Source organism: Parasphingorhabdus sp., assembly GCF_036964565.1.
In the GTDB taxonomy this organism is placed as follows: Bacteria; Pseudomonadota; Alphaproteobacteria; order Sphingomonadales; family Sphingomonadaceae; genus Parasphingorhabdus.
In genome coordinates this window covers 26,440-45,816 of sequence record NZ_JBALTN010000004.1, presented here as the reverse complement: position 1 = coordinate 45,816, position 19,377 = coordinate 26,440, and the positions used below count along the sequence as shown (strand labels likewise).

18 protein-coding genes are annotated in these 19,377 nt (G+C 62.4%); 13 read left to right on the top strand and 5 right to left on the bottom strand.

The window, feature by feature from the left end; genetic code table 11:
• Nucleotides 1-94 precede the first annotated feature (94 nt).
• Genes ispG through gspN form a run of 4 tightly spaced genes read left to right on the top strand, consistent with a single transcriptional unit; the run spans nt 95 to nt 3,376 of the window.
• Nucleotides 95-1,231: a flavodoxin-dependent (E)-4-hydroxy-3-methylbut-2-enyl-diphosphate synthase gene (ispG, locus tag V7650_RS06190; RefSeq protein WP_335655382.1), complete on the top strand. Its 1,137-nt coding sequence runs from the start codon at nt 95-97 to the stop codon at nt 1,229-1,231.
• The gene (gene yghX, locus V7650_RS06185; protein ID WP_335655381.1) at nt 1,228-2,127 is read left to right on the top strand and encodes a YghX family hydrolase; all 900 of its coding nucleotides are present in this window, start codon (nt 1,228-1,230) and stop codon (nt 2,125-2,127) included. The genes ispG and yghX overlap by 4 nt, the downstream gene beginning before the upstream one ends.
• A gap of 7 nt (nt 2,128-2,134) precedes the next feature.
• Nucleotides 2,135-2,629 (top strand): thioredoxin family protein, encoded by a 495-nt coding sequence (locus V7650_RS06180; RefSeq protein ID WP_335655380.1) that lies wholly within the window; start codon nt 2,135-2,137, stop codon nt 2,627-2,629.
• A 15-nt stretch (nt 2,630-2,644) separates the two neighbouring features.
• Nucleotides 2,645-3,376, top strand: coding sequence for a type II secretion system protein N (gspN, locus tag V7650_RS06175; protein ID WP_335655379.1), 732 nt, complete (start codon nt 2,645-2,647; stop codon nt 3,374-3,376).
• 13 nt (nt 3,377-3,389) lie between these two features.
• Here gspN and V7650_RS06170 read toward each other — a convergent pair whose 3' ends face one another.
• Complete coding sequence (locus tag V7650_RS06170; RefSeq protein WP_335655378.1) at nt 3,390-3,692, bottom strand: hypothetical protein; 303 nt, start codon at nt 3,690-3,692, stop codon at nt 3,390-3,392.
• 200 nt (nt 3,693-3,892) lie between these two features.
• Here V7650_RS06170 and V7650_RS06165 point away from each other — a divergent pair, with 200 nt between their 5' ends.
• The 9 genes from V7650_RS06165 to V7650_RS06125 all read left to right on the top strand — a co-directional run bounded on the left by V7650_RS06165 (nt 3,893) and on the right by V7650_RS06125 (nt 15,159).
• On the top strand, nt 3,893-4,882 hold the full coding sequence (locus tag V7650_RS06165; RefSeq protein ID WP_335655377.1) for an LLM class flavin-dependent oxidoreductase: 990 nt from the start codon (nt 3,893-3,895) through the stop codon (nt 4,880-4,882).
• Nucleotides 4,883-4,970: 88 nt separating this feature from the next.
• A complete protein-coding gene (gene nhaA, locus V7650_RS06160) occupies nt 4,971-6,263 on the top strand; it encodes a Na+/H+ antiporter NhaA (RefSeq protein WP_335655376.1) in 1,293 nt (430 codons plus the stop codon).
• Nucleotides 6,263-7,591 carry a hypothetical protein gene (locus tag V7650_RS06155; protein ID WP_335655375.1) on the top strand — a complete coding sequence of 443 codons (1,329 nt, stop codon included), beginning with the start codon at nt 6,263-6,265 and terminating at the stop codon, nt 7,589-7,591. The genes nhaA and V7650_RS06155 overlap by 1 nt, the downstream gene beginning before the upstream one ends.
• A gap of 131 nt (nt 7,592-7,722) precedes the next feature.
• Nucleotides 7,723-9,288, top strand: a complete 1,566-nt coding sequence (locus V7650_RS06150; protein WP_335655374.1) for an amino acid permease — start codon at nt 7,723-7,725, stop codon at nt 9,286-9,288.
• Nucleotides 9,289-9,421: 133 nt separating this feature from the next.
• Entirely contained in the window at nt 9,422-11,005 is a 1,584-nt protein-coding gene (locus tag V7650_RS06145) for an NAD(P)/FAD-dependent oxidoreductase (protein ID WP_335655373.1), read from the top strand.
• Nucleotides 11,006-11,124: 119 nt separating this feature from the next.
• Entirely contained in the window at nt 11,125-11,577 is a 453-nt protein-coding gene (locus tag V7650_RS06140; RefSeq protein ID WP_335655372.1) for a GtrA family protein, read from the top strand.
• Between the two features lie 5 nt (nt 11,578-11,582).
• A complete protein-coding gene (locus V7650_RS06135) occupies nt 11,583-12,953 on the top strand; it encodes a sulfatase-like hydrolase/transferase (protein ID WP_335655371.1) in 1,371 nt (456 codons plus the stop codon).
• 4 nt (nt 12,954-12,957) lie between these two features.
• On the top strand, nt 12,958-14,712 hold the full coding sequence (locus V7650_RS06130) for a hypothetical protein (RefSeq protein ID WP_335655370.1): 1,755 nt from the start codon (nt 12,958-12,960) through the stop codon (nt 14,710-14,712).
• Between the two features lie 69 nt (nt 14,713-14,781).
• A complete protein-coding gene (locus V7650_RS06125) occupies nt 14,782-15,159 on the top strand; it encodes a VOC family protein (RefSeq protein WP_335655369.1) in 378 nt (125 codons plus the stop codon).
• An 8-nt stretch (nt 15,160-15,167) separates the two neighbouring features.
• On the opposite strand, the gene msrB is transcribed toward V7650_RS06125, so the two are convergent.
• The 4 genes from msrB to V7650_RS06105 form a co-directional block, all read right to left on the bottom strand.
• Nucleotides 15,168-15,674, bottom strand: a complete 507-nt coding sequence (gene msrB, locus V7650_RS06120; RefSeq protein ID WP_335655368.1) for a peptide-methionine (R)-S-oxide reductase MsrB — start codon at nt 15,672-15,674, stop codon at nt 15,168-15,170.
• 80 nt (nt 15,675-15,754) lie between these two features.
• Nucleotides 15,755-17,068: a cytochrome P450 gene (locus V7650_RS06115; protein WP_335655367.1), complete on the bottom strand. Its 1,314-nt coding sequence runs from the start codon at nt 17,066-17,068 to the stop codon at nt 15,755-15,757.
• 115 nt (nt 17,069-17,183) lie between these two features.
• Nucleotides 17,184-18,383, bottom strand: a complete 1,200-nt coding sequence (locus V7650_RS06110; protein WP_335655366.1) for an ABC transporter permease — start codon at nt 18,381-18,383, stop codon at nt 17,184-17,186.
• Complete coding sequence (locus tag V7650_RS06105) at nt 18,380-19,339, bottom strand: ABC transporter ATP-binding protein (protein WP_335655365.1); 960 nt, start codon at nt 19,337-19,339, stop codon at nt 18,380-18,382. Before V7650_RS06105 ends, V7650_RS06110 begins: the two co-directional genes overlap by 4 nt.
• Between the last annotated feature and the right edge of the window lie 38 nt (nt 19,340-19,377).

The following is a 19,377-nucleotide window of genomic DNA, read 5'->3' as shown; positions in this document are numbered from 1 at the left end:
TCTTTTTTCGCCATTGGCCCAATCGCCCCTCGCACCTGCGGGGGGAAGCCGCTATATATGGGTACATGAGCAACAGCCCCGCAGGTTTCAACCGATGACCGCTGAAAATCCCTCCCTGCGCCCGTGGCGCGACATTGAACGGCGCAAATGCCGGCAGATCATGGTCGGCGACGTACCGGTCGGAGGCGATGCGCCGATCACCGTGCAGACGATGACCAACACGCTGACCTCGGACGCGAAGGCGACGATCGACCAGATCCGCCGCTGCGAGGAAGCGGGGGTCGACATCATCCGCGTTTCCTGTCCCGATGTCGAGAGCACGGCGGCGCTGAAGCAGATCGTGCGGGCGAGCAACGTGCCAATCGTCGCCGACATCCATTTCCACTACAAGCGCGGCATCGAGGCGGCGGAAGCGGGCGCGGCCTGTCTGCGGATCAATCCCGGCAACATCGGGTCGGCGGCGCGGGTCAAGGAAGTGATCGACGCGGCCAAGGCCAATGGCTGCGCGATCCGCATCGGGGTCAATGCCGGCAGCCTGGAGAAGGATCTGCTCGAGAAATATGGCGAGCCCTGTCCCGAGGCTTTGGTCGAGAGCGCGCTGGATCATATCAAGATCCTGCAGGACCATGATTTCCACGAGTATAAGGTCGCGGTCAAGGCGTCTGACGTGTTCCTGGCGGTGGCGGCCTATATGCAGCTGGCCGACGCGGTCGACTGTCCGTTGCACGTCGGCATCACCGAGGCCGGCGGCCTGATCGGCGGCACGGTGAAAAGCTCGATCGGCATCGGCAACCTGCTCTGGGCCGGGGTCGGCGACACGATCCGGGTGAGCCTGTCGGCGGAGCCGGAAGAGGAAGTGCGGGTCGGCTATGACATGCTGAAGGCTCTGGGTCTCAGGACGCGCGGTGTCCGTGTGGTCAGCTGCCCGAGCTGCGCGCGGCAGGGTTTTGATGTGATCCGCACGGTGCAGAAGCTGGAAGAGCGGCTGCAGCATATCCGCACGCCATTGTCGCTCTCTGTATTGGGTTGCGTCGTCAACGGCCCGGGCGAGGCGCGGGAGACCGATATCGGCATCACCGGCGGCGGCAAGGGCAAGCATATGGTCTATTTGTCCGGCGTCACCGATCACCATGTCGCGGACGAGGACATGGTCGATCATATCGTCAAGCTGGTGGAAGCGAAGGCGGCGGAGATCGAGGCGGCGGATGTGGCGCTGGAGGCGGCGGAATGAGTTCGGGCGGCCGCAAGCGCGCCAGCGACTTCCACCCGCATATACTCGAGATTTTCGACGGCTACGTGCACGGCGCGATCTCGAAGCGGGACTTCATCCGGCAGGCGGGGCAATTTGCCGCCGCCGGGGTGACCGGGGCGATGATCCTGGATCAGCTGCAACCGAATTATGCCTGGGCGGCGCAGGTCGAGCCGGATGATCCGGCGATCACCGCCGAGCGGATCAGCTATATGAGCGCTGAAGGCCACGGCCAAATCAAGGCGCTGATGGCGAAGCCGGCGGGGGCCACCGGCAAGCTGCCGGCGGTGCTGGTAATTCACGAGAATCGCGGGCTTAATCCCTATATCGAGGATGTCGCGCGGCGGGTCGCCAAGGCCGGCTATCTGGCGCTGGCCCCCGACGGCCTGTCGCCGCTGGGCGGCTATCCGGGCAGTGACGACGAAGGGCGGACGATGCAGGCCAAGCTCGACGGTGCCAAGCTGATGGAGGATTTTTTCGCGGCGTTCGAATTTCTGCGCGATCATCAGGGCTCGACCGGCAAGGTCGGTGCGGTCGGTTTCTGCTATGGCGGCGGCGTGTGCAACGCGCTGGCGGTGGCCTATCCCGATCTCGCCGCTTCGGTGCCCTATTACGGCCGCCAGCCCGATGCCGCCGAGGTGCCGGCGATCGAGGCGCCGCTGATGATCCACCATGCCGGCAATGACGAGCGGATCAACGCCGGCTGGCCGGCCTATGAGGCGGCTTTGTCCGAGCATCAGAAGGAATATAGCGTCCATTTCTATCCGGGCGTCAACCATGGTTTCCACAATGACACGACGCCGCGCTACGACGAGGAAGCGGCGACGCTGTCGTGGCGCCGGACGCTGGCCTTTTTCGACACCCATCTGCGGGGCTGAGCCGGTTTTGCACCGAATATCGTTCCTGCTGTTTCTCGCCCTCGGTAGCGCTGCTGCCGTGCAACCGGCGCTGGCCGAATCGCCTGCCCAGACGGGGCATCCCGAAGCGCGCGTGTTTGACGACAGGGCAGACGCGGCGGCGGAGGTTGATGCGGCGCTGGCGCTGGCGCAACAGTCCGGGAAGCGCGTGATGCTGGTGCTGGGGGCCAACTGGTGCCATGACAGCCGCGGTCTGGCGGGATGGTTTGCCGAACCGCGCTTTGCCGCGATGCTCGATGCCAAATATGAACGGGTCAATGTCGACGTCGGGTACAAGGACCGAAATCTGGCGATCGCCCCGCGCTTTGGCATTGCCGAGATCAAGGGGACGCCGACGGTGCTGGTGCTGTCGCCCGAGGGGCAATTGCTGAACCGCAAGTCGGCGCCGAAATGGCGGAATGCCGCCAGTCGCGAGCCGGATGATATTTTTGCCTATTTCGACCAGTTTACCCCCGAACCCTGATCCGAAGGAAAGCAGGTGCCGCGCGCATTGACCTATTTGCTGATATCCGTGGCCGTGATTGCCGTGATCCTGTTCTTTCTGCCGCTGCGCCTTGCGGTCGGCATGGCTGGGCTGGAGGGCTCCGGCTTTTCTGCCCGCGCCGTCACCGGCTCGGTGTGGAACGGGCGGATCGAGGCGGCCCAGATCGGACCGTTCGGGCTGGGTGACCTCGATGCCGGGGTGCGGGTCCTGCCGCTGTTCACCGGGCGGGTGCTGATGGATCTCGAGCGACCGGCGGCCGGAGGTGATCGCGGGTTGGTCGCGACGGTGGGAAAAAGCGGCAACCGGCTGCTGGTGCAGGAGCTGACGACGGTCGTGGCGGTGGGCAGCCAGCTGGCGCCGCTGCCCGCATCGGCGATCGACCTGCAGGCCGTCAATATCGCCTTTGCGCGCGGGCGCTGCGAATCGGCCAGTGGCCAGGTGCGGGTATCGCTGGATGCCAATATTCCCGGTCTTGATCTGAAGCAGGGCTTGCTCGGCCGCGCCGAATGCCAGGACGGGGTGCTGGTGCTGCCGTTGCAAAGCGGGTCCGGCATGGAGCAGCTGACCCTGAAACTGCAGGGCAACGGGTTCTATACCGCGCGACTGTTTCTGTCCGGCAGTGATCGCGCCTGGACACTGCTGCTGCCGACGCTCGGATTCCGGAAAGTGCCGAGCGGCTATGCGATAAAGGTCGCCGGGCAACTGGGAGCAGGCCCGAGTCGCTGACAGCGTTGAGCGGCTATTCCTCCGTCCGGCCGGGGTAATAGTAATAATAATCATATTTGCGATGATAGGTCTTTTTCCCCGATATCTTCTCGAACATCCATCGAGTGAACCGGAAAAGCATCTCGAGGCCGCTCCCGATCAGGCGCACGATCATCAACGTCGGTAAAAGCACCGGCACCAAGGGAAATAGGTAGAATTTCCTTCGCAGCAGCCTGACCATCGTGCCGCTTCGCGCGCGTCGGGCTTGCCGAACGTGCAGTGCGGCAAGAAAAAAGGAGAGCACAAGATATGCGGCCAGCACAGTAACCATATTCATGATTTGAGTATCCCTGCTTATACAAAGGCAAAGCTGGTCTCTTGGCCAAGACTCGAAAATCCCCATTTCCGGTGATCTTAGCTATATTTATTTACAAACGGTTACAAATTAATTTTTCTCTGACCCGGTTTCCCGTTGTTGCGTCATCCCGAAGCGGGTACCCTTGCCCTCAAACGCGATATTGAACGGTGAAAAGCAGCATGAAATTTTCGATTCTGGACCTCTCTCCGGTTCCCCAGGGAGCGGATGTAAGAACCGCGCTCGACCGGTCGCTGGCTCTTGCGCGGCATGGCGAGACTCTGGGATATGAGCGGTTCTGGATGGCCGAACATCACGGCATGGACGGCATCGCCAGCGCCGCCACCGCAGTGGCTCTGGGCTATATCGGGCAGGGCACCAAGACGATCCGCATCGGCGCGGGCGGGATCATGCTGCCCAACCATGCCCCGATGGTGATTGCGGAACAATTCGGCACGCTCGAGGCGCTGTTCCCCGGACGCGTCGACCTTGGCCTTGGCCGTGCACCGGGATCGGACCAGCGAACCGCGCAGGCGCTGCGCCGAAACCTGAACAGCGATGCCAATGAATTTCCGCGCGACGTGCTCGAGTTGCAGGCGTTCCTGGCCGGCGACGAGCGGCTGGGTGTCCAGGCAACCCCGGGGCAGGGCAGCCATATCCCGCTCTATATCCTCGGCAGCAGCCTCTTCGGGGCACAGCTGGCGGCGGCGCTCGGCCTGCCTTATGCCTTTGCCTCGCATTTCGCGCCGCAGATGCTGGACGAGGCGCTGTCCATCTACCGCCGGGATTTCAAGCCGTCCGACCAGCTCGCCGAACCCTATGTCATGTGCGGATTCAATATTTTTGCCGCCGACAGTGACTCGGAAGCAGAATATCTGGCGAGCTCCATGCTGCAGAGCTTTGTCGCGCTGCGCACCGGGAATCCGGGCAAGATGCCGCCGCCGGTCGAGGGCTATCGCGACAGCCTGCCGCCCCAGTTCCAGTCGATGCTCGGGCAGATCATGCAGGGCAGCGCGATCGGATCCCTGGACAGCGTGAAGCAGGGGGTGGAAGCTTTTGTCGAGCGGACCGGTGCCGACGAGCTGATCATATCGGGATCGATCTTCGATCAGGCGGCACGCGAGAAAAGCTACGAAATTGCGGCGGAGATCCGCGACCGGATTGTCGCCTAGCGCCAATTTCCGGCCACAGAAGCCTTGATTTTACGGCCAGCCCTGCGCATGACCTGAGCCAATCCGAACATCAAAACAGGGCCCCCCTATGGCAGACAATAAAGTGCAACGATCCGGCAGGAATTCTGCGCTCCGCGGCTTTCTGAAAAGCGAAGCGGCCGGCGGCATCCTGCTGATGGCGGCTGCCGCGCTGGCGATGGTGGTGGCGAACAGCCCCTTGTACGACATGTATCACCATTTTCTGCACGAGTTGAAGGGACCGACCCTGTCGAGCAAGCTGGGCCCGATGACGCCCCATTTGTGGATCAACGACGGGCTGATGGCGATATTCTTCATGCTGGTCGGGCTCGAAATCAAGCGCGAATTTGTCGACGGCCGGCTCAACACCTGGGATCGCCGTCGGTTGCCGGTGCTGGCGGCTGCGGCAGGCATGGTGGTTCCGGCGCTGATCTACCTGTTCGTCGTCAGTGATGCGCCACCGCTCTACAATGGCTGGGCGATCCCGGCGGCGACGGATATTGCCTTCGCGATCGGCGTGCTGGCCCTGCTGGGCCCGCGGGCACCCGCCTCGCTCAAACTGTTCCTGGTCACGGTTGCGATCGTCGACGACATGGGTGCCGTGGCGATTATCGCGCTCGTCTACACATCGGAGATCAACGGCGCGGCGCTTCTGGCCAGCGGCGCGATACTGGCGATCATGTACACGATGAACCGGAACGGGGTGCTCAGGCTGTGGCCCTATCTGATCGGGTCGGGCCTGCTCTGGTACGCGGTGCTGATGTCCGGCGTGCACGCGACCATCGCCGGCGTCTTGGCCGCGATGACGATCCCGATCGTGATCACCCCGACCTCACCGGACGCGAAACATTCACCGCTGCACCGGATGGAGCATGCCATCGCGCCGTGGAGCGCCTTCCTGATCGTGCCCGTGTTCGGTTTCGCCAACGCCGGCGTGTCGCTGTCCGGTCTCGGCATGGAGCAGATTTTCGCGCCGCTGCCGCTGGGCATTGCCGCCGGCCTGTTCTTCGGCAAGCAGATCGGCATTTTCGCCAGCGTCTGGATCGCGGTGAAAACCGGCTTTGCCGGGCGCTTGGGCGGGGCCAGCTGGCTGCAGGTCTATGGCGTTGCCATGCTCTGCGGCATCGGCTTCACGATGAGCCTGTTCATCGGCGCGCTCGCCTTTCCGGGAAATGCCCTGCTGATCGAAGAGGCCAAGATCGGCGTGCTCGGCGGCTCGCTGCTGTCGGCGGTGGTCGGCTATTGCGTGTTGCGCTTTGCACCGCAGGACACCCATCTGAAATCGCTGGGCAAGGAGGAGGCGGAGCAATTGCTCTATGCGCTGCCCGACAGTGAATCGGACAAGCTGAAAGACATCCGCTGATGCGGTCCGGGCTGGTCGCGGCGGGCTGCCTGATACTGGCCGCCTGCAGCGCGGTTGCCGGGCCGGCTGCGCCGGCGCCGGTCGCTGGTCCTGCCGTGGCGCCGGCCGTCTCCGAACTCGGTGCCATCGCTACCGACTATGTCCGGCTGACGCTGGCGCTTGGCGAGCAGGAAGCCGGCTATGTCGATGCCTATTACGGGCCCGCCGAATGGGCCGCAGCAGCGAAGACCGATCCGCGCGACATGCGCGAGCTGGGCAATGCGATCGTGGAGCTGATGCAGCGGCTCGACGCGTTGCAGGCCAGCGACGATCCGCTGGTTGAGGCGCGCAAGCGCTTCCTGTCGGCGCAGCTGGAAGCGGCGCTGACCCGGCATGCGATGATCCAGGGCGAGGTCTTTCCCTTCGCCAAGGAAGCGCAGGGCCTGTTCGGGGTGACGCCGGAACTGCGGCCGCTGGCGGAATTCGATGCGGTGCTGGAGGAGATCGACAATCTGGTGCCGGGGGATGGCGCGCTCAGCGAGCGGGTGGCGGCGTTCGAGCAGAATTATATCATTCCGAAGGACCGGCTGAAGCTCGTGTTCGATACCGCCATTGCCGAGTGCAAGGTGCGGACCAAACGCCATTTCGACCTGCCCGAGGGCGAGAATTTCAAAATGGAATTCGTCACTGGCAAGAGCTGGAGCGGCTATAATTATTATCAGGGCAATTACCAGAGCCTGATCCAGGTCAACACCGACCTGCCGATCTTCATCGGCCGTGCCGTCGATCTCGGCTGCCACGAGGGTTATCCGGGGCACCATGTCTACAACATGCTGCTCGAGCGTAACCTGACCAAGGGCAGGGGCTGGCAGGAATTTTCCGTCTATCCGCTGTACAGCCCGCAGAGCCTGATCGCCGAGGGATCGGCCAATTACGGCATAGAACTGGCCTTTGGTGGCGAGGAGCGGCTGGAATATGAGCGGGATGTGCTCTACCCGCTGGCCGGGCTCGATCCCGACACGGCGGCCGCATACTGGGCATTGCAGATCGCCAAGCAGGCGCTGAGCGGGGCGAGGATGACGATTGCCCAGCAATATCTGGATGGCGAGATCACGCGCACCGAGGCGATCACGCTCAACCGGAAATATCAGCTGGTCTCGGCCGAGCGCGCGGCGCAGATGACCGACTTCAACGAGCAATATCGCAGCTATGTGATCAATTATGGCCTTGGCATGGAGATGGTCCGCGACTGGATCGAGGCGCAGGGCGATGCGCCGGTGTGGCGCTGGAAGGCGATGGAGCGGTTGCTGAGCGAGCCGATGCTGCCGGGGGATTTGGCGGAAAAGTGAGAGCTGCGGCCGTCATCTTTCCCTGGAAGCCGAGCCAGGTTCAGGATGACGATCGCGATGGTGCGAATCCCTCTTGCGCATCCCAAAAATCGGCGTAATCCAAGCGCAGTTTTTCTGATTGGGATTGTTCCATGGCGTTTCACCTGTTCGGACGTATCAAGCCTCTCGATGCAATCCTCGCTACGGCAGAGAAAAAGGCGCTGACCCGCACGCTCGGGCCAATCCAGCTGACCCTGCTGGGGGTCGGCGCGATCATTGGCACCGGGATTTTCGTGCTGACATCGGAGGCGGCGCAGAAGGCAGGCCCCGGCATGATGTGGAGCTTTGTCATCGCGGGACTGGTCTGCGCGGTGGCGGCGCTCTGCTATTCGGAACTGGCCTCCATGGTGCCGGTATCCGGCTCGGCCTATACCTATACCTATGCGGTGATGGGCGAATTGCTGGCCTGGATGGTCGGTTGGGCGCTGATCCTCGAATATGCGGTGGCGGCGAGCGCGGTTTCGGTGGGCTGGTCGGGCTATTTTGTCGGGCTGCTGGCCAATGCCGGGATAGAATTGCCGAGGGCGCTGACCATCGGCAGCTATGCGCCGGGCGGGCTGATCAACCTGCCGGCGCTGATCATCGCGCTGCTGGTCACGCTGCTGCTGATGATTGGCACCAGCGAGAGCGCCAAGGTCAATGCGGTGCTGGTGGCGATCAAGGTGACGGCCCTGACCATGTTCATCGTCCTGACCGTGCCGATGATGCAGGGGCAGAATTTCGATCCGTTCCTGCCCAATGGCTGGTTTGGCGAAAGCCGCGGCTTTGGCGCGGTCGGCGCAGCGGCCTCGATCTTCTTTGCCTATGTCGGATTCGACGCGGTGTCGACCGCGGCCGAGGAAACCAAGAATCCGCAGCGCAACGTGCCGATCGGCCTGATCGGCAGCCTTGGCATCTGCACGGTCTTCTACCTGCTGGTCGCCGCCGGTGCGATCGGCACCGTCGGCGCGCAGCCGATTGTCGATGCCGCGGGCAATGTGCTGGCGCCCGGCAGCACCGCATTTGCCGCCCAGTGCCAGGCGCTGCTGTCGGCCGGCCGCGAGCCGCTGGTGTGCAGCCACGAGGCGCTGGCCTTCGTGCTGCGGACGATCGGCCACCCGGCGTTCGGCAACATGATCGGTATCGCCGCCTTCCTGGCGCTGCCATCGGTCATCCTGATCATGCTGTTCGGCCAGACCCGGATTTTCTTCGTGATGGCGCGCGACGGCCTGCTGCCCGAGAAGCTGGCCTCGATCCACCCGAAATGGAAGACCCCGCATATCGTCACCGCCATCACCGGCGTTGCCGTATCGGTTTTCGCAGCCTTTCTGCCGGTCGGGCAACTGGCCGACATTTCCAATTCGGGAACGCTGTTCGCCTTTCTGATGGTAGCGGTGGCGGTGCTGATCCTGCGCCGGACCGATCCCGGCCGGCATCGCCCGTTCCGCACGCCGCTGGTCTGGATTGTCGCGCCACTGGCCATTCTCGGTTGCCTGGGCCTGTTCTACAATCTGCCCTATGAAGCGAAAATGGTGCTGCCGATCTGGGGCGGAATCGGGTTGCTGCTCTATTTTGCCTATGGTTACAGGAAGAGCCATGTCGGGCGCGGCACGATCGAGGTTCACGAATCGGATGCCGACGCACCGCCGCAGCCGCTACCACCCATCGCAGGCCAATAACCGCCAGTTTTCGGTGTCGACGGGTCGAAAATTCGTGACCCTGTTAACTTGTCGCTAACCAATTTCGTTCACTCCGGTTCTTGAAACATGCACCGCGCCGCACAGGGCGCTTCATGGACAGGGACCGGACTTGATGACAACGCCAGGCAATATTGCAGATACCCCCGTGGATGTAGCGATTATCGGGGCAGGGCCTGCCGGCCTGACCGCCGCCTATCTGCTCTCGAAAAAGGGCTATTCGGTCACCGTGATCGAAAAGGACCCGAAATATGTCGGCGGCATCAGCCGGACAGTGGAGCATGAAGGTTTCCGCTTCGATATTGGCGGCCATCGCTTCTTTTCGAAAAGCCAGGAAGTGGTCGACCTGTGGAACGAGATTCTGCCCGACGACTTCATCCAGCGGCCGCGGATGAGCCGCATCTATTATGAAGGCAAATTCTACAGCTATCCGCTGCGTGCCTTCGAGGCGCTGTGGAACCTCGGGATCTGGCGCTCGACCCTGTGCATGCTGAGCTATGGCAAGGCGAAGGTCTTTCCAAACCGCAATGTGAAGAGCTTCGAGGACTGGACGGTCAACCAGTTCGGCTACAAGCTCTATTCGATCTTCTTCAAGACCTATACCGAGAAAGTCTGGGGCATGCCCTGCGACGAAATGTCGGCCGACTGGGCGGCGCAGCGGATCAAGGGCCTGTCGCTGTGGAACGCGGTGACCGACGGGCTGAAACGCTCGCTCGGGCTCAACCGGAAGCCCAATGACGGGCAGGAAGTGAAGACGCTGCTCGAGACCTTCCGCTATCCGCGGCTCGGACCCGGCATGATGTGGGATGCCGCCAAGCGCCATGTCGAGGACAGGGGCAACAGGGTGCTGATGGGGCACAGCCTGAAACAGCTGGCGCAGGATGGCGACGGCAACTGGCGGATGAGCGCGACGAGCGCCGATGGCGAAACCATCATCACCGCCAGACACGTGATTTCCAGCGCGCCGATGCGCGAACTGGCGACCCGTATCCACCCGCTGCCGAAATCGATGCCGGAAGCGCAGGACCTTAATTATCGCGACTTTCTGACCGTGGCGATCATGGTCAAGTCGGAGGACCTGTTCCCCGACAACTGGATCTATATCCACGACGACCGCGTGCAGGTGGGCCGGGTGCAGAATTTCCGCAGCTGGTCGCCGGAAATGGTGCCGGACGAGAATATCGCCTGCGTCGGCCTGGAATATTTCTGCTTCGAGAATGACGGCCTGTGGTCTTCTTCCGACGCCGAACTGGTGGAACTGGCGAAAAAGGAAATGGCGATCCTCGGCCTGTGCAAGGCGGAAGATGTCGTTGGCGGGGCGGTCGTCCGGCAGGAAAAGGCCTATCCGGTCTATGACGACGCCTATGAGCAGAATGTCGCGGCGATGCGCGATGATCTGGAGGGCCGGTTCCCGACGCTGCATATGGTCGGCCGGAACGGCATGCACCGCTACAACAACCAGGATCACGCGATGATGACGGCGATGCTGACGGTCGAGAATATCGAAGCCGGTACGCGCAAATGGAATGTTTGGAATGTCAACGAGGACGCCGAATATCATGAGGCGGGTGACGAAGGCGCGCAACGGGTGATCGCGGAAGAGATCAGCGAGGACCGTGCGGCAGCGCTGGAAAGCATGCGCGATGTGCCCAAGCGGGTCGAAGAGACGCCCCGGGACAAATCGCGGAAGGCTGCGTAATGACGCCGTGCAGCCGCGGCATGGCCTGTTCTCCCGCGGAAGCGGAAGTTGATCTCCACCGGCTTACCCAAGACGCACCCGCAGGAATCGGATTCCTGCCTCCACAGGGGCACTGAACCATGGATCGCGGCGGTCAGGACAGACGATCGATTGTCGGTCTCTGGGTTGGGCATCTGCCTGGCCCTCTTGCCATGCTGAACCGGTTTTCGCTGACCCGCTATCTGCTGGCGAGCATTGTCAGCCTGGCCTTTGATGTCGCCCTGTTCATGGTGCTGGTGGCCTTTCTGGTCGATCCCGGCTGGGCCTCGGCCGCCGGCTATAGCGCCGGCATTGTCGTGCACTGGCTGATTTCCTCCAGCTTCGTTTTCCCGGGCAAGGCGCGCGACGGCGCGGCACTGCAATTGCAGCGGCTCGGCTTCATCGGCACCGCGGTGCTGGGTCTCGGCATCACCGTCAGCATGGTCAGCGCACTGACCGGTGCCGGGGTTCAGCCGGTCATGGCCAAGGCAGCCGCAGTGGCGGTCAGTTTCTTCGCGGTCTATCTGACCCGTAAATATGGGGTGTTCCGGTGAGCTACATGGACAATAGCATCGCGGCGCCCGAGCCGCGGCTGCGCTTCAGCGCCGATTTCACGCGCTTTCTCAACTGGGCGCTGGTCTGGATCGTGCTCGCCAATATTCCGTTCATGGCGATGTGGCTGGTCGGGGCACCGCCGCGCGCGATCCCGATTGCGCTGGCGGGTCTTGTCGGCCTGATCGTCAAGCGAATGCCGCGTGCGGTACAGTGGATCGCCTTTGTCGCGACGATGCTCTATTCGCTGCTCTCCTTCGTCGCCGGCCTGTTCAGCCTGACACTCAACTCGCTGCTCTACTCGCTGCAGTTTTTTGCCGAGATCAAGCCGAGCAACTCGATCGAATATATTGCCGCTGCCGTGGTCATTCTCGGCATATTGATCGGCAGCTGGTTTCTGCTGAAGCGCGACACCAATTTTTCCAAGCCGCTGCATATCCTGCTTGGCGGGGCGCTGATCTTCGGGCTGGTCGGGGCCGATGCCGCGGTCGGGCAGGGGATGCGCGGCCATTATTTTCGCCCCGCGCCCGTCGGTGCGAGCTTTGAATCGGCGGTCGTCAAATCCGGTTTCGCCGCCCGCGCCGACGGCAAGCGGCATCTGGTGCTGATCATCGTCGAATCGCTCGGCGTTCCGAAAGGCAACCAGGCGATGGCGGACAAGCTGTTCGCCTATTATGACAGCAGCGCCGTGAAGGCGCGCTATGCGGTCAGCCGGGGCACCAGCCTCTATTATAACAGCACGACTGCCGGTGAGGTTCGGGAACTGTGCGGTCGCTGGGGCGACTATTATGAGTTGCTCAGCACCGATGATCCCCGGCGGCTGGATTGCCTGCCGGCGCAGCTGGCCAGGAAAGGCTATGCGACCCGCGCGATGCACAGTTTCAAGGGGCCGTTCTTCAAGCGGGAAGACTGGTATCCCAGGATCGGGTTCGAGAAGCGCGAATTTGCAGCGGATCTGGAAAAGCGCGGGGCAGAATGGTGCGGCGGCGTCTTTGCCGGTGCCTGCGACCGGCACATACCGAAGATGCTGGCCGAAAATCTGAAACGTGCGACGCAACCGACCTTCCAATATTGGCTGACCTTGAACACCCATTTGCCGGTACCGACGGAACTGAATCTGAACGCAGGCAATTGCGAAAAGGTCTCGGCCGAGCTGGCGCGTGACTATCCGATGATCTGCCGGCAGTTTGCGATTTTCGACGATATCGACCGGGCGTTGATTGCCGAGATCACGGCCAGCGATTTTCCCGAGGCCGATATCCTGATCGTCGGCGACCATATGCCGCCATTTTTTGACCGTCACCACCGGTCGCAATTTGACCCGGAGCGGGTTCCCTGGCTTTACCTGAAAGCCAAGGGCACGCAGCCCGAGGGGTAGGATTTTGGAACGCTTGCGCGGCAACCTGCCCCTATTGCTGATCTGGCTCGCGGTCTCCGCGGTGCTGATCCTGGTCAGTCATGGCCGGATCGCGACCGGTATCGGCTGGGATCCCGACGACCAGCTGCGCATGGTGCAGCTGCGCGACTGGCTTGGCGGGCAGAGCTGGTTTGACACCACCCAATATCGCATCGGTCAGCCGGACAGCCAGCCGATGCACTGGCCGCGCTGGGTCGAACTGCCGCTGGCGCTGGTATTTCTGGCGGTGCGGCCGTGGCTGGATGCCACCAGCGCGGAAACCGCGGCGATGGTGATCGTGCCGCTGATCACGCTCGGCATGATGATGTGGCTGATGCTGAAAATCGCCGAGCCCCTGTTTGGCCGGGCCGTCGCCCTGCTGGCTGCTGCCCTGACCGCCACCGCCGTGCCGGTCATTGCCCAGATCCGGCCGATGCGGGTGGATCATCATGGCTGGCAGATCGTGCTGGCGCTGGCCGCCTTGTGGACCATGTACTGGCCCGAGAAGCGCAAGGGTGGGATCGCGCTTGGCGCGGCGCTGGCGTTGTGGCTGTCGATTTCGCTGGAGGGGCTGCCGCTGTCGGCGGCCTTTGTCGTGCTGCTGGTCTGGCGCTGGGTGTTCCAGGTCGAGGAAGGGGTTCGGCTGTTCTGGACGCTGCTGTCCTTTCTGGCGACCAGTCTCCTTCTCTACCTTGCCGCGCAGGGTGGTTTTGACGCGGCGGTCAATTATTGCGACGCCCTGTCGCCGGCCCATCTGCTCGCCTGCGCGGCGGGAGCGGCGATCATCCTGCCGTCGATCAAATGGCTGCCCGCGCATATCGGGCTGCGCATCGCCGGCCTGGCCGCCGCTGGCGGCGCGGCGCTGGCTGTACTGAACGGAATGGCACCGCAATGCATCGGCGGCGCATTCGGGACGATGGATCCGCTGGTCCGCGACTATTGGCTGGTCCATGTGCTCGAAGGCCTGCCGATCTGGTACCAGAACGCCACGACCATGGTCACGCTGCTCGGTGGGTCGATCATCGTCGGGCTGGGCAGCCTGATCTACATCCTGCGCGTCCGGCCCGCCGGGCTGGATCGCGACCAGCTGTTCGTGCTGGCCTATGCATTGCTCTGGGCGGTGATGCTGTCGCTGTTCGTCCAGCGCGCGACGGCGGTTGCGGCCGTCTATGGCGTGCCGTTCATGGCCTGGGCGGTGCATCAGGCCTTTGTCCGCGCCCGCACGGTCCGGCGTCCCGTGTCGCGGATATTCGCAACCGCGGCGGTGGTGTTGCTGATCATGCCCGGACCGCTCGCGGTGGCCCTGTTCAACCGCGTCTCTGCGGAGCAGAAGCCGCCCGTGGAGACTCCTGCAAGCGACAGTTGCGAGGGCAATGATTCGCTGGCAACGCTCAACGCCTTGCCCCGGTCCAACCTGTTGGCTCCGTTTGATTTCGGTCCGCGGATCTTGCTGCTGACGCCGCATGATGTGCTGGCCACGAGCCACCATCGGAACGATCGGGCGATGGCCGACCAGATCCGGATTTTTACCTCGGCACCAGATCTGGCCCGGACGATCCTCGAGGACCACGATATCCGCTATATCATTGCTTGTGCAGATGAGTCCGAGCTTCGGCTCTACGCGAAAAAACATCCCGAAGGCCTGTGGGCCAGACTGGCCGCCAACCGCGCACCGGAATGGCTGCAACCTGTCCATATTCGGGACAGTCCTCTGATCGTCTGGCGAGTAATGTCAAAATGATTGCGTAACACCATGTAAAACATAATAATTTGCTCATTGATGTCGAATGCAAGAACCATGGAGACAGAAATGGCAAGGGTCACGGGGCTTGGCGGGATTTTTCACAAGGTGAAGGATCCCGCTGCAACACGCAAATGGTACAAGGAATATCTCGATCTCGGCGGGGAATTTGGCCCGATGCTCAACTGGTCGGACGAGCAGGGCGACAAGCCCTATAGCCTGATCAGTCATTTTGCCGAAGACAGCGACTATCTGGAGCCCAGCGGGGCAGCCTTCATGATCAATCTGAGGGTCGATGATCTCGACGCCTATGTCGAGCAGCTCAGGTCAAAGGGACTGGAGATTCTGGGGCAGATTGACGAGGGCTATGGCAAGTTCGCCTGGATCCTCGACTGCGACGGAATCAAGCTGGAATTCTGGCAGCAGGTCGATGCGCCGGACAGCTGAGCGGCGGGTCAGGCGGGAGTGAACTTCAGCGCCAGCCCGTTGAGGCAATGGCGCTCGCCGGTCGGTTTCGGACCGTCATTGAAGATATGGCCCAGATGGCCGCCGCAGCGCGCGCAATGGACTTCGGTCCGCGGATAGCCGAGCTTGTAATCCGTGGTGGTTCCGATCCGGTCCTTGGCGATGGGTGCCCAGAAGCTGGGCCAGCCGGTGCCGCTGTCATATTTCGTCTTTGATGAATATGCAGCGAGATTGCAGCCGGCGCAGGAATAGATGCCCTTGCGCTTTTCGCTGTTGAGCGGGCTGGAATAGGCACGTTCAGTGCCTTCGAGGCGCAAGATACGATAGCGTTCGGCGCCGAGGCGCTGCTTCCATTCTTTTGGCGTCCGGTTTATCTTGAACGGCCCTCCGGCCCGGGCATTGGCATCGTCGAACAGGCCCGAAACGCTGATCAGTCCATAGGCTCCGGCAGCAGCCAGGGTTCCGGTGATGACGGTGCGTCGGTCGAGTCTCTTCATCTGCAATTCCTTTCCATGCCCCGCTGTTGTTCGCGGCAAGTCATGCAATGGTTACAGGATAGGGCCTGAACGGGACGTGATCAATATTTCGAGAGCTCGACTTCCAGTTCGCGAAAGCCGTGGACGAAGCAGGCGTGGACGCGGCGATGCTTGCCGGTCGGATTGACCTGCATCCGCCGCTTGTGCATTTCCTCCAGCAGGATCCGGATCTGCAATTCGGCGAGACGGGCGCCGACGCAGCGGTGGATGCCGTAGCCAAACGCCAGATGGCGCCGGGCATTGTCGCGGTCGACCTTGATCTTGTCGGCTTCGGGAAACACCTCTTCGTCGCGGTTGGCGGAGATATACCAGAGCACGACCTTGTCGCCTTTCTTGATCTCGTGCCCAAACAGGTCGTGATCTTCCAGCGCGGTGCGCCGCATATGGGCGAGCGGGGTCTGCCAGCGGATGATTTCCTGCACCGCATTGGGGATGAGGTCGGGATTCTGCTGCAGCTTCTCCCGTTCCTCGGGAAACTGGCCCAAACCATAAGCAACGCCAGACATGGTGTTGCGGGTGGTGTCGTTGCCGCCGACAATCAGCAGCACCAGATTGCCCATGAATTCCATCGGATCCATGTCGCGCATATGTTCGGAATGGATCATCATCGAGATCAGGTCGGGGGTCGGTTCGGCATTGACCCGCTCGTTCCACAGCCGGGTAAAATAGGCGCCCATCTCGAACAGGATCTGGCGGCGCTGGCCGGTCAGGTCCTCCGCGACCGACAATTCGACATCACCGGCCCAGTCGGACCAGTAGGTGAGCATCCGCCGGTCTTCCCACGGGAAGCCGAACAGGATCGCGAGCATGCCGGTGGTCAGTTCGATCGACACCCTGTCGACCCAGTCGAATTTCTCGCCCCAGGGCAGGCCGTCGAGCACTTCGGCGGTGCGCTGGCGGATTTCGGTTTCCATCCGCTGCATCTCGGTCGGGGTGAAGGCCGGGGCGACGGTGCGGCGCTGCCCGGTATGCTTCGGCCGGTCCATGGCGATGAACATCGGCAGCTGGAAATCCTGGTCGAACTCGGGATCGGCGATGGTGATGCCGCCGTGCGAGACATCGGAGGAATAGATGTCGGGCAATGCCTCGACATGCTGGATCGGCTTGTAGGTGGTGACATTCCAGAAATCGCCGTGGACGCCGCCGGTGACCTTGTTGATCGGCGCCTGTGCGCGCATCTCGGCGAAAGGCTTGCGCCAGAGATCCTTGCTGTACAGTTCCGCCCGGCTGACATCCCAGGGGTTGGGGTCGGAATCCGTCTGTGGCGGATTGCGCTTGTACCAGGCCTCCAGCGCCTCGTCGGCGGTGGGCGAGGTGGTCAGGTTGTCGAGGTCGATCTGTGGAACGGAAGCCATGGGTCTCTCCTGCCGTTGCCTGTTTGGGCAATCGGTTGCGTTTCAAAACCCGTTTAATCTGCCTCTATTGACAGCAATGTCAATGTCTTTTCGGCAAATGGCGTGAATCCAAAGACTATTTTCCGGTGACTCGCGCGAACAGGCTTTTCTTGCGGGCGGCTTGGCCGGACTTCATCACGTTGCGCCGGAACAGCATGACCGAAAAGCGGATGATCAGCATCGTGAAAATCCCCTGCCAGACCAGGGCCAGGCCATGCTGCCAGATATTGTCCATCTGCGCCGCGCGCGCGATCATCGCGAACGGAGAGCTGAAGGGAAACAGCACGGCAAACCATTCGACCGGCTCGCCCAGCTTGGTGACCGCGGAATAGGCGAAGAAGAAAACCAGCAATTGCCCCATGGTGACCGGCATCGACAGGGTCTGCACCTCGCGCACCGTCGTTGCCATCGCGCCGATGCCCAGAAACAGCGAGCCGAGCAGCAGATAGGCCATCGAGAAATACAGGATCATCAGCAGGACAAACAGCGGCCAGCCGACCGCAGGGACGGGCAGCGCGTCCCAGTTGCCGCCGATCAGCAGGGCTACGGTCACGCCCGTGGTGCTCCACACGGTGATGCCGACCAGCGCCATGCCCAGCATCGCGAACAGCTTGCCGAGGAAGATCGCGTCCATCGGAATGGCGGCGGCGAGAATTTCGATGATCTTGTTGGTCTTTTCCTCGACAAGATTGGACAGGACCATGCCCGCCAGGATCATGGTCAGCAGGATCAGGATAGCCTGGCCGCCCTGCGCCGTCAGCAGCTGGTCGCGCTCGCTGGAACTGCCGGTTTGTGGGATAATTCTTGTTTCCATGGTGACCGGAGCGGGCCGTGACAGCGCAGTTTCCGCCATCAGCGTGACCTTCCCCTGCCATTTTTTTATATCGCCTTCCGAGCCGGTGAGCATGGGCGCCGCCAAGGTCCCGGAGAGAATCGCCGACAACGATTTGGTGCTGTCCAGCTTCGACAGGATGTCCGCTTGCTGCGGCGTAAAATCGTTCAGCACCCGCAGCTCTGGCAAGGCTTTGGAGCCGAGGCTGGCGGACAGCTGCGCGCGCGCCGCCACCAGCATTTCGGTTTCGGCGGGGCTCAGGGCGACGCCGATGACCGGATTGTCGATATCGCGGGCAACCTGCGATCCGAGACCGCCCGCGACAACGATTATGGCGATGGGAAACAGCGGTCCGAGGAGAAAGAAGAAGAAGGATTTGGAAAAGATGATCGCGGTGAAATCGCGGCGGGCGATGACAAAGGCGGCGCGGACGGTCTCGATCATGCGGCTTCCTCCCCGTTTTGATTGGCATCGGCTTCCATCTTGCGGGCCACCGCTTCCCCGGCAATCTGGACAAAGGCATCGTGCAGCCCGGGCCGCTCGATCGACAGCGACTCGATGCCGGCGCCGCCTTCGACCAGCGCGTGCAGCAACGGCTCGACGCCGCTGTCCGGCAGCGTGAAATGCCAGTTGTGACCAAGCGGCTGGCAATCGGCGGGGATGGCGGAGCGCCAGGGGCCGTCGAGATTGCGGGTTTCGAGATGCACCTGCGGGCGCAGCCGGTCTCGCGCCTCGGAAACCTTGCCCTTGAACGGAATTTTTCCATCCGCGATAATCGCAATTTCCTCGCACAGCCGCTCGGCATGGGCAATCACGTGGGTGGAGAAGATGACCGTTACCCCCGCGTCGGCCTGGGCCCGGATCAGTCGTTCCAGCTTGCCCTGGTTCAGGGCATCGAGGCCGGAAAACGGTTCGTCAAGGATGATCAGGTCCGGGTCATGGACAAGCGTGCCCAGCAATTGCACCGTCTGGGCCATGCCCTTCGACAGCTGGCGGATCTGCTTGTCGGCGGCAGCGGCGAGCCCGTGCTCCTCCATCCGCGCGCGCCCGCGCCTTCGGCCTTCGGCCAGCGGCAGGCCGCGCAGCGCACCCATGAAGGCAATCGCGTCATAGGCCTTCATCGACTGGTAGAGGCCGCGCTCCTCTGGCAAATAGCCCACCTGGTGCGCCTTCGAGATCGGGTCCGGCGATCCGAGCAGGAAGCGCTCGCCTTCGTCCGGGTCGATGATCCCCAGAAGCATCCGCAAGGTCGTGGTCTTGCCCGCGCCATTGGGCCCCAATATGCCGAATATGCTGCCCTTCGGGATGGTCAGGCTGATGCCGTCAACGGCGGCTTCACCGTCGAATCTCTTGACAATGTTGCGGGCCTCTATGGCGAATTGGGGGTCGGGCGCGTGCATTTACGGCTTTCATATCTGGCGTGAGTATCTGATAGGGA

Coding starts and splice junctions, on each gene's coding strand:
- ispG (WP_335655382.1), top strand. CDS start 95: ATGACCGCTGAAAATCCCTCCCTGCGCCCGTGGCGCGACATTGAACGG.
- yghX (WP_335655381.1), top strand. CDS start 1,228: ATGAGTTCGGGCGGCCGCAAGCGCGCCAGCGACTTCCACCCGCATATA.
- V7650_RS06170 (WP_335655378.1), bottom strand. CDS start 3,692: ATGAATATGGTTACTGTGCTGGCCGCATATCTTGTGCTCTCCTTTTTT.
- V7650_RS06165 (WP_335655377.1), top strand. CDS start 3,893: ATGAAATTTTCGATTCTGGACCTCTCTCCGGTTCCCCAGGGAGCGGAT.
- nhaA (WP_335655376.1), top strand. CDS start 4,971: ATGGCAGACAATAAAGTGCAACGATCCGGCAGGAATTCTGCGCTCCGC.
- V7650_RS06155 (WP_335655375.1), top strand. CDS start 6,263: ATGCGGTCCGGGCTGGTCGCGGCGGGCTGCCTGATACTGGCCGCCTGC.
- V7650_RS06150 (WP_335655374.1), top strand. CDS start 7,723: ATGGCGTTTCACCTGTTCGGACGTATCAAGCCTCTCGATGCAATCCTC.
- V7650_RS06145 (WP_335655373.1), top strand. CDS start 9,422: ATGACAACGCCAGGCAATATTGCAGATACCCCCGTGGATGTAGCGATT.
- V7650_RS06140 (WP_335655372.1), top strand. CDS start 11,125: ATGGATCGCGGCGGTCAGGACAGACGATCGATTGTCGGTCTCTGGGTT.
- V7650_RS06135 (WP_335655371.1), top strand. CDS start 11,583: ATGGACAATAGCATCGCGGCGCCCGAGCCGCGGCTGCGCTTCAGCGCC.
- V7650_RS06125 (WP_335655369.1), top strand. CDS start 14,782: ATGGCAAGGGTCACGGGGCTTGGCGGGATTTTTCACAAGGTGAAGGAT.
- msrB (WP_335655368.1), bottom strand. CDS start 15,674: ATGAAGAGACTCGACCGACGCACCGTCATCACCGGAACCCTGGCTGCT.
- V7650_RS06115 (WP_335655367.1), bottom strand. CDS start 17,068: ATGGCTTCCGTTCCACAGATCGACCTCGACAACCTGACCACCTCGCCC.
- V7650_RS06110 (WP_335655366.1), bottom strand. CDS start 18,383: ATGATCGAGACCGTCCGCGCCGCCTTTGTCATCGCCCGCCGCGATTTC.
- V7650_RS06105 (WP_335655365.1), bottom strand. CDS start 19,339: ATGCACGCGCCCGACCCCCAATTCGCCATAGAGGCCCGCAACATTGTC.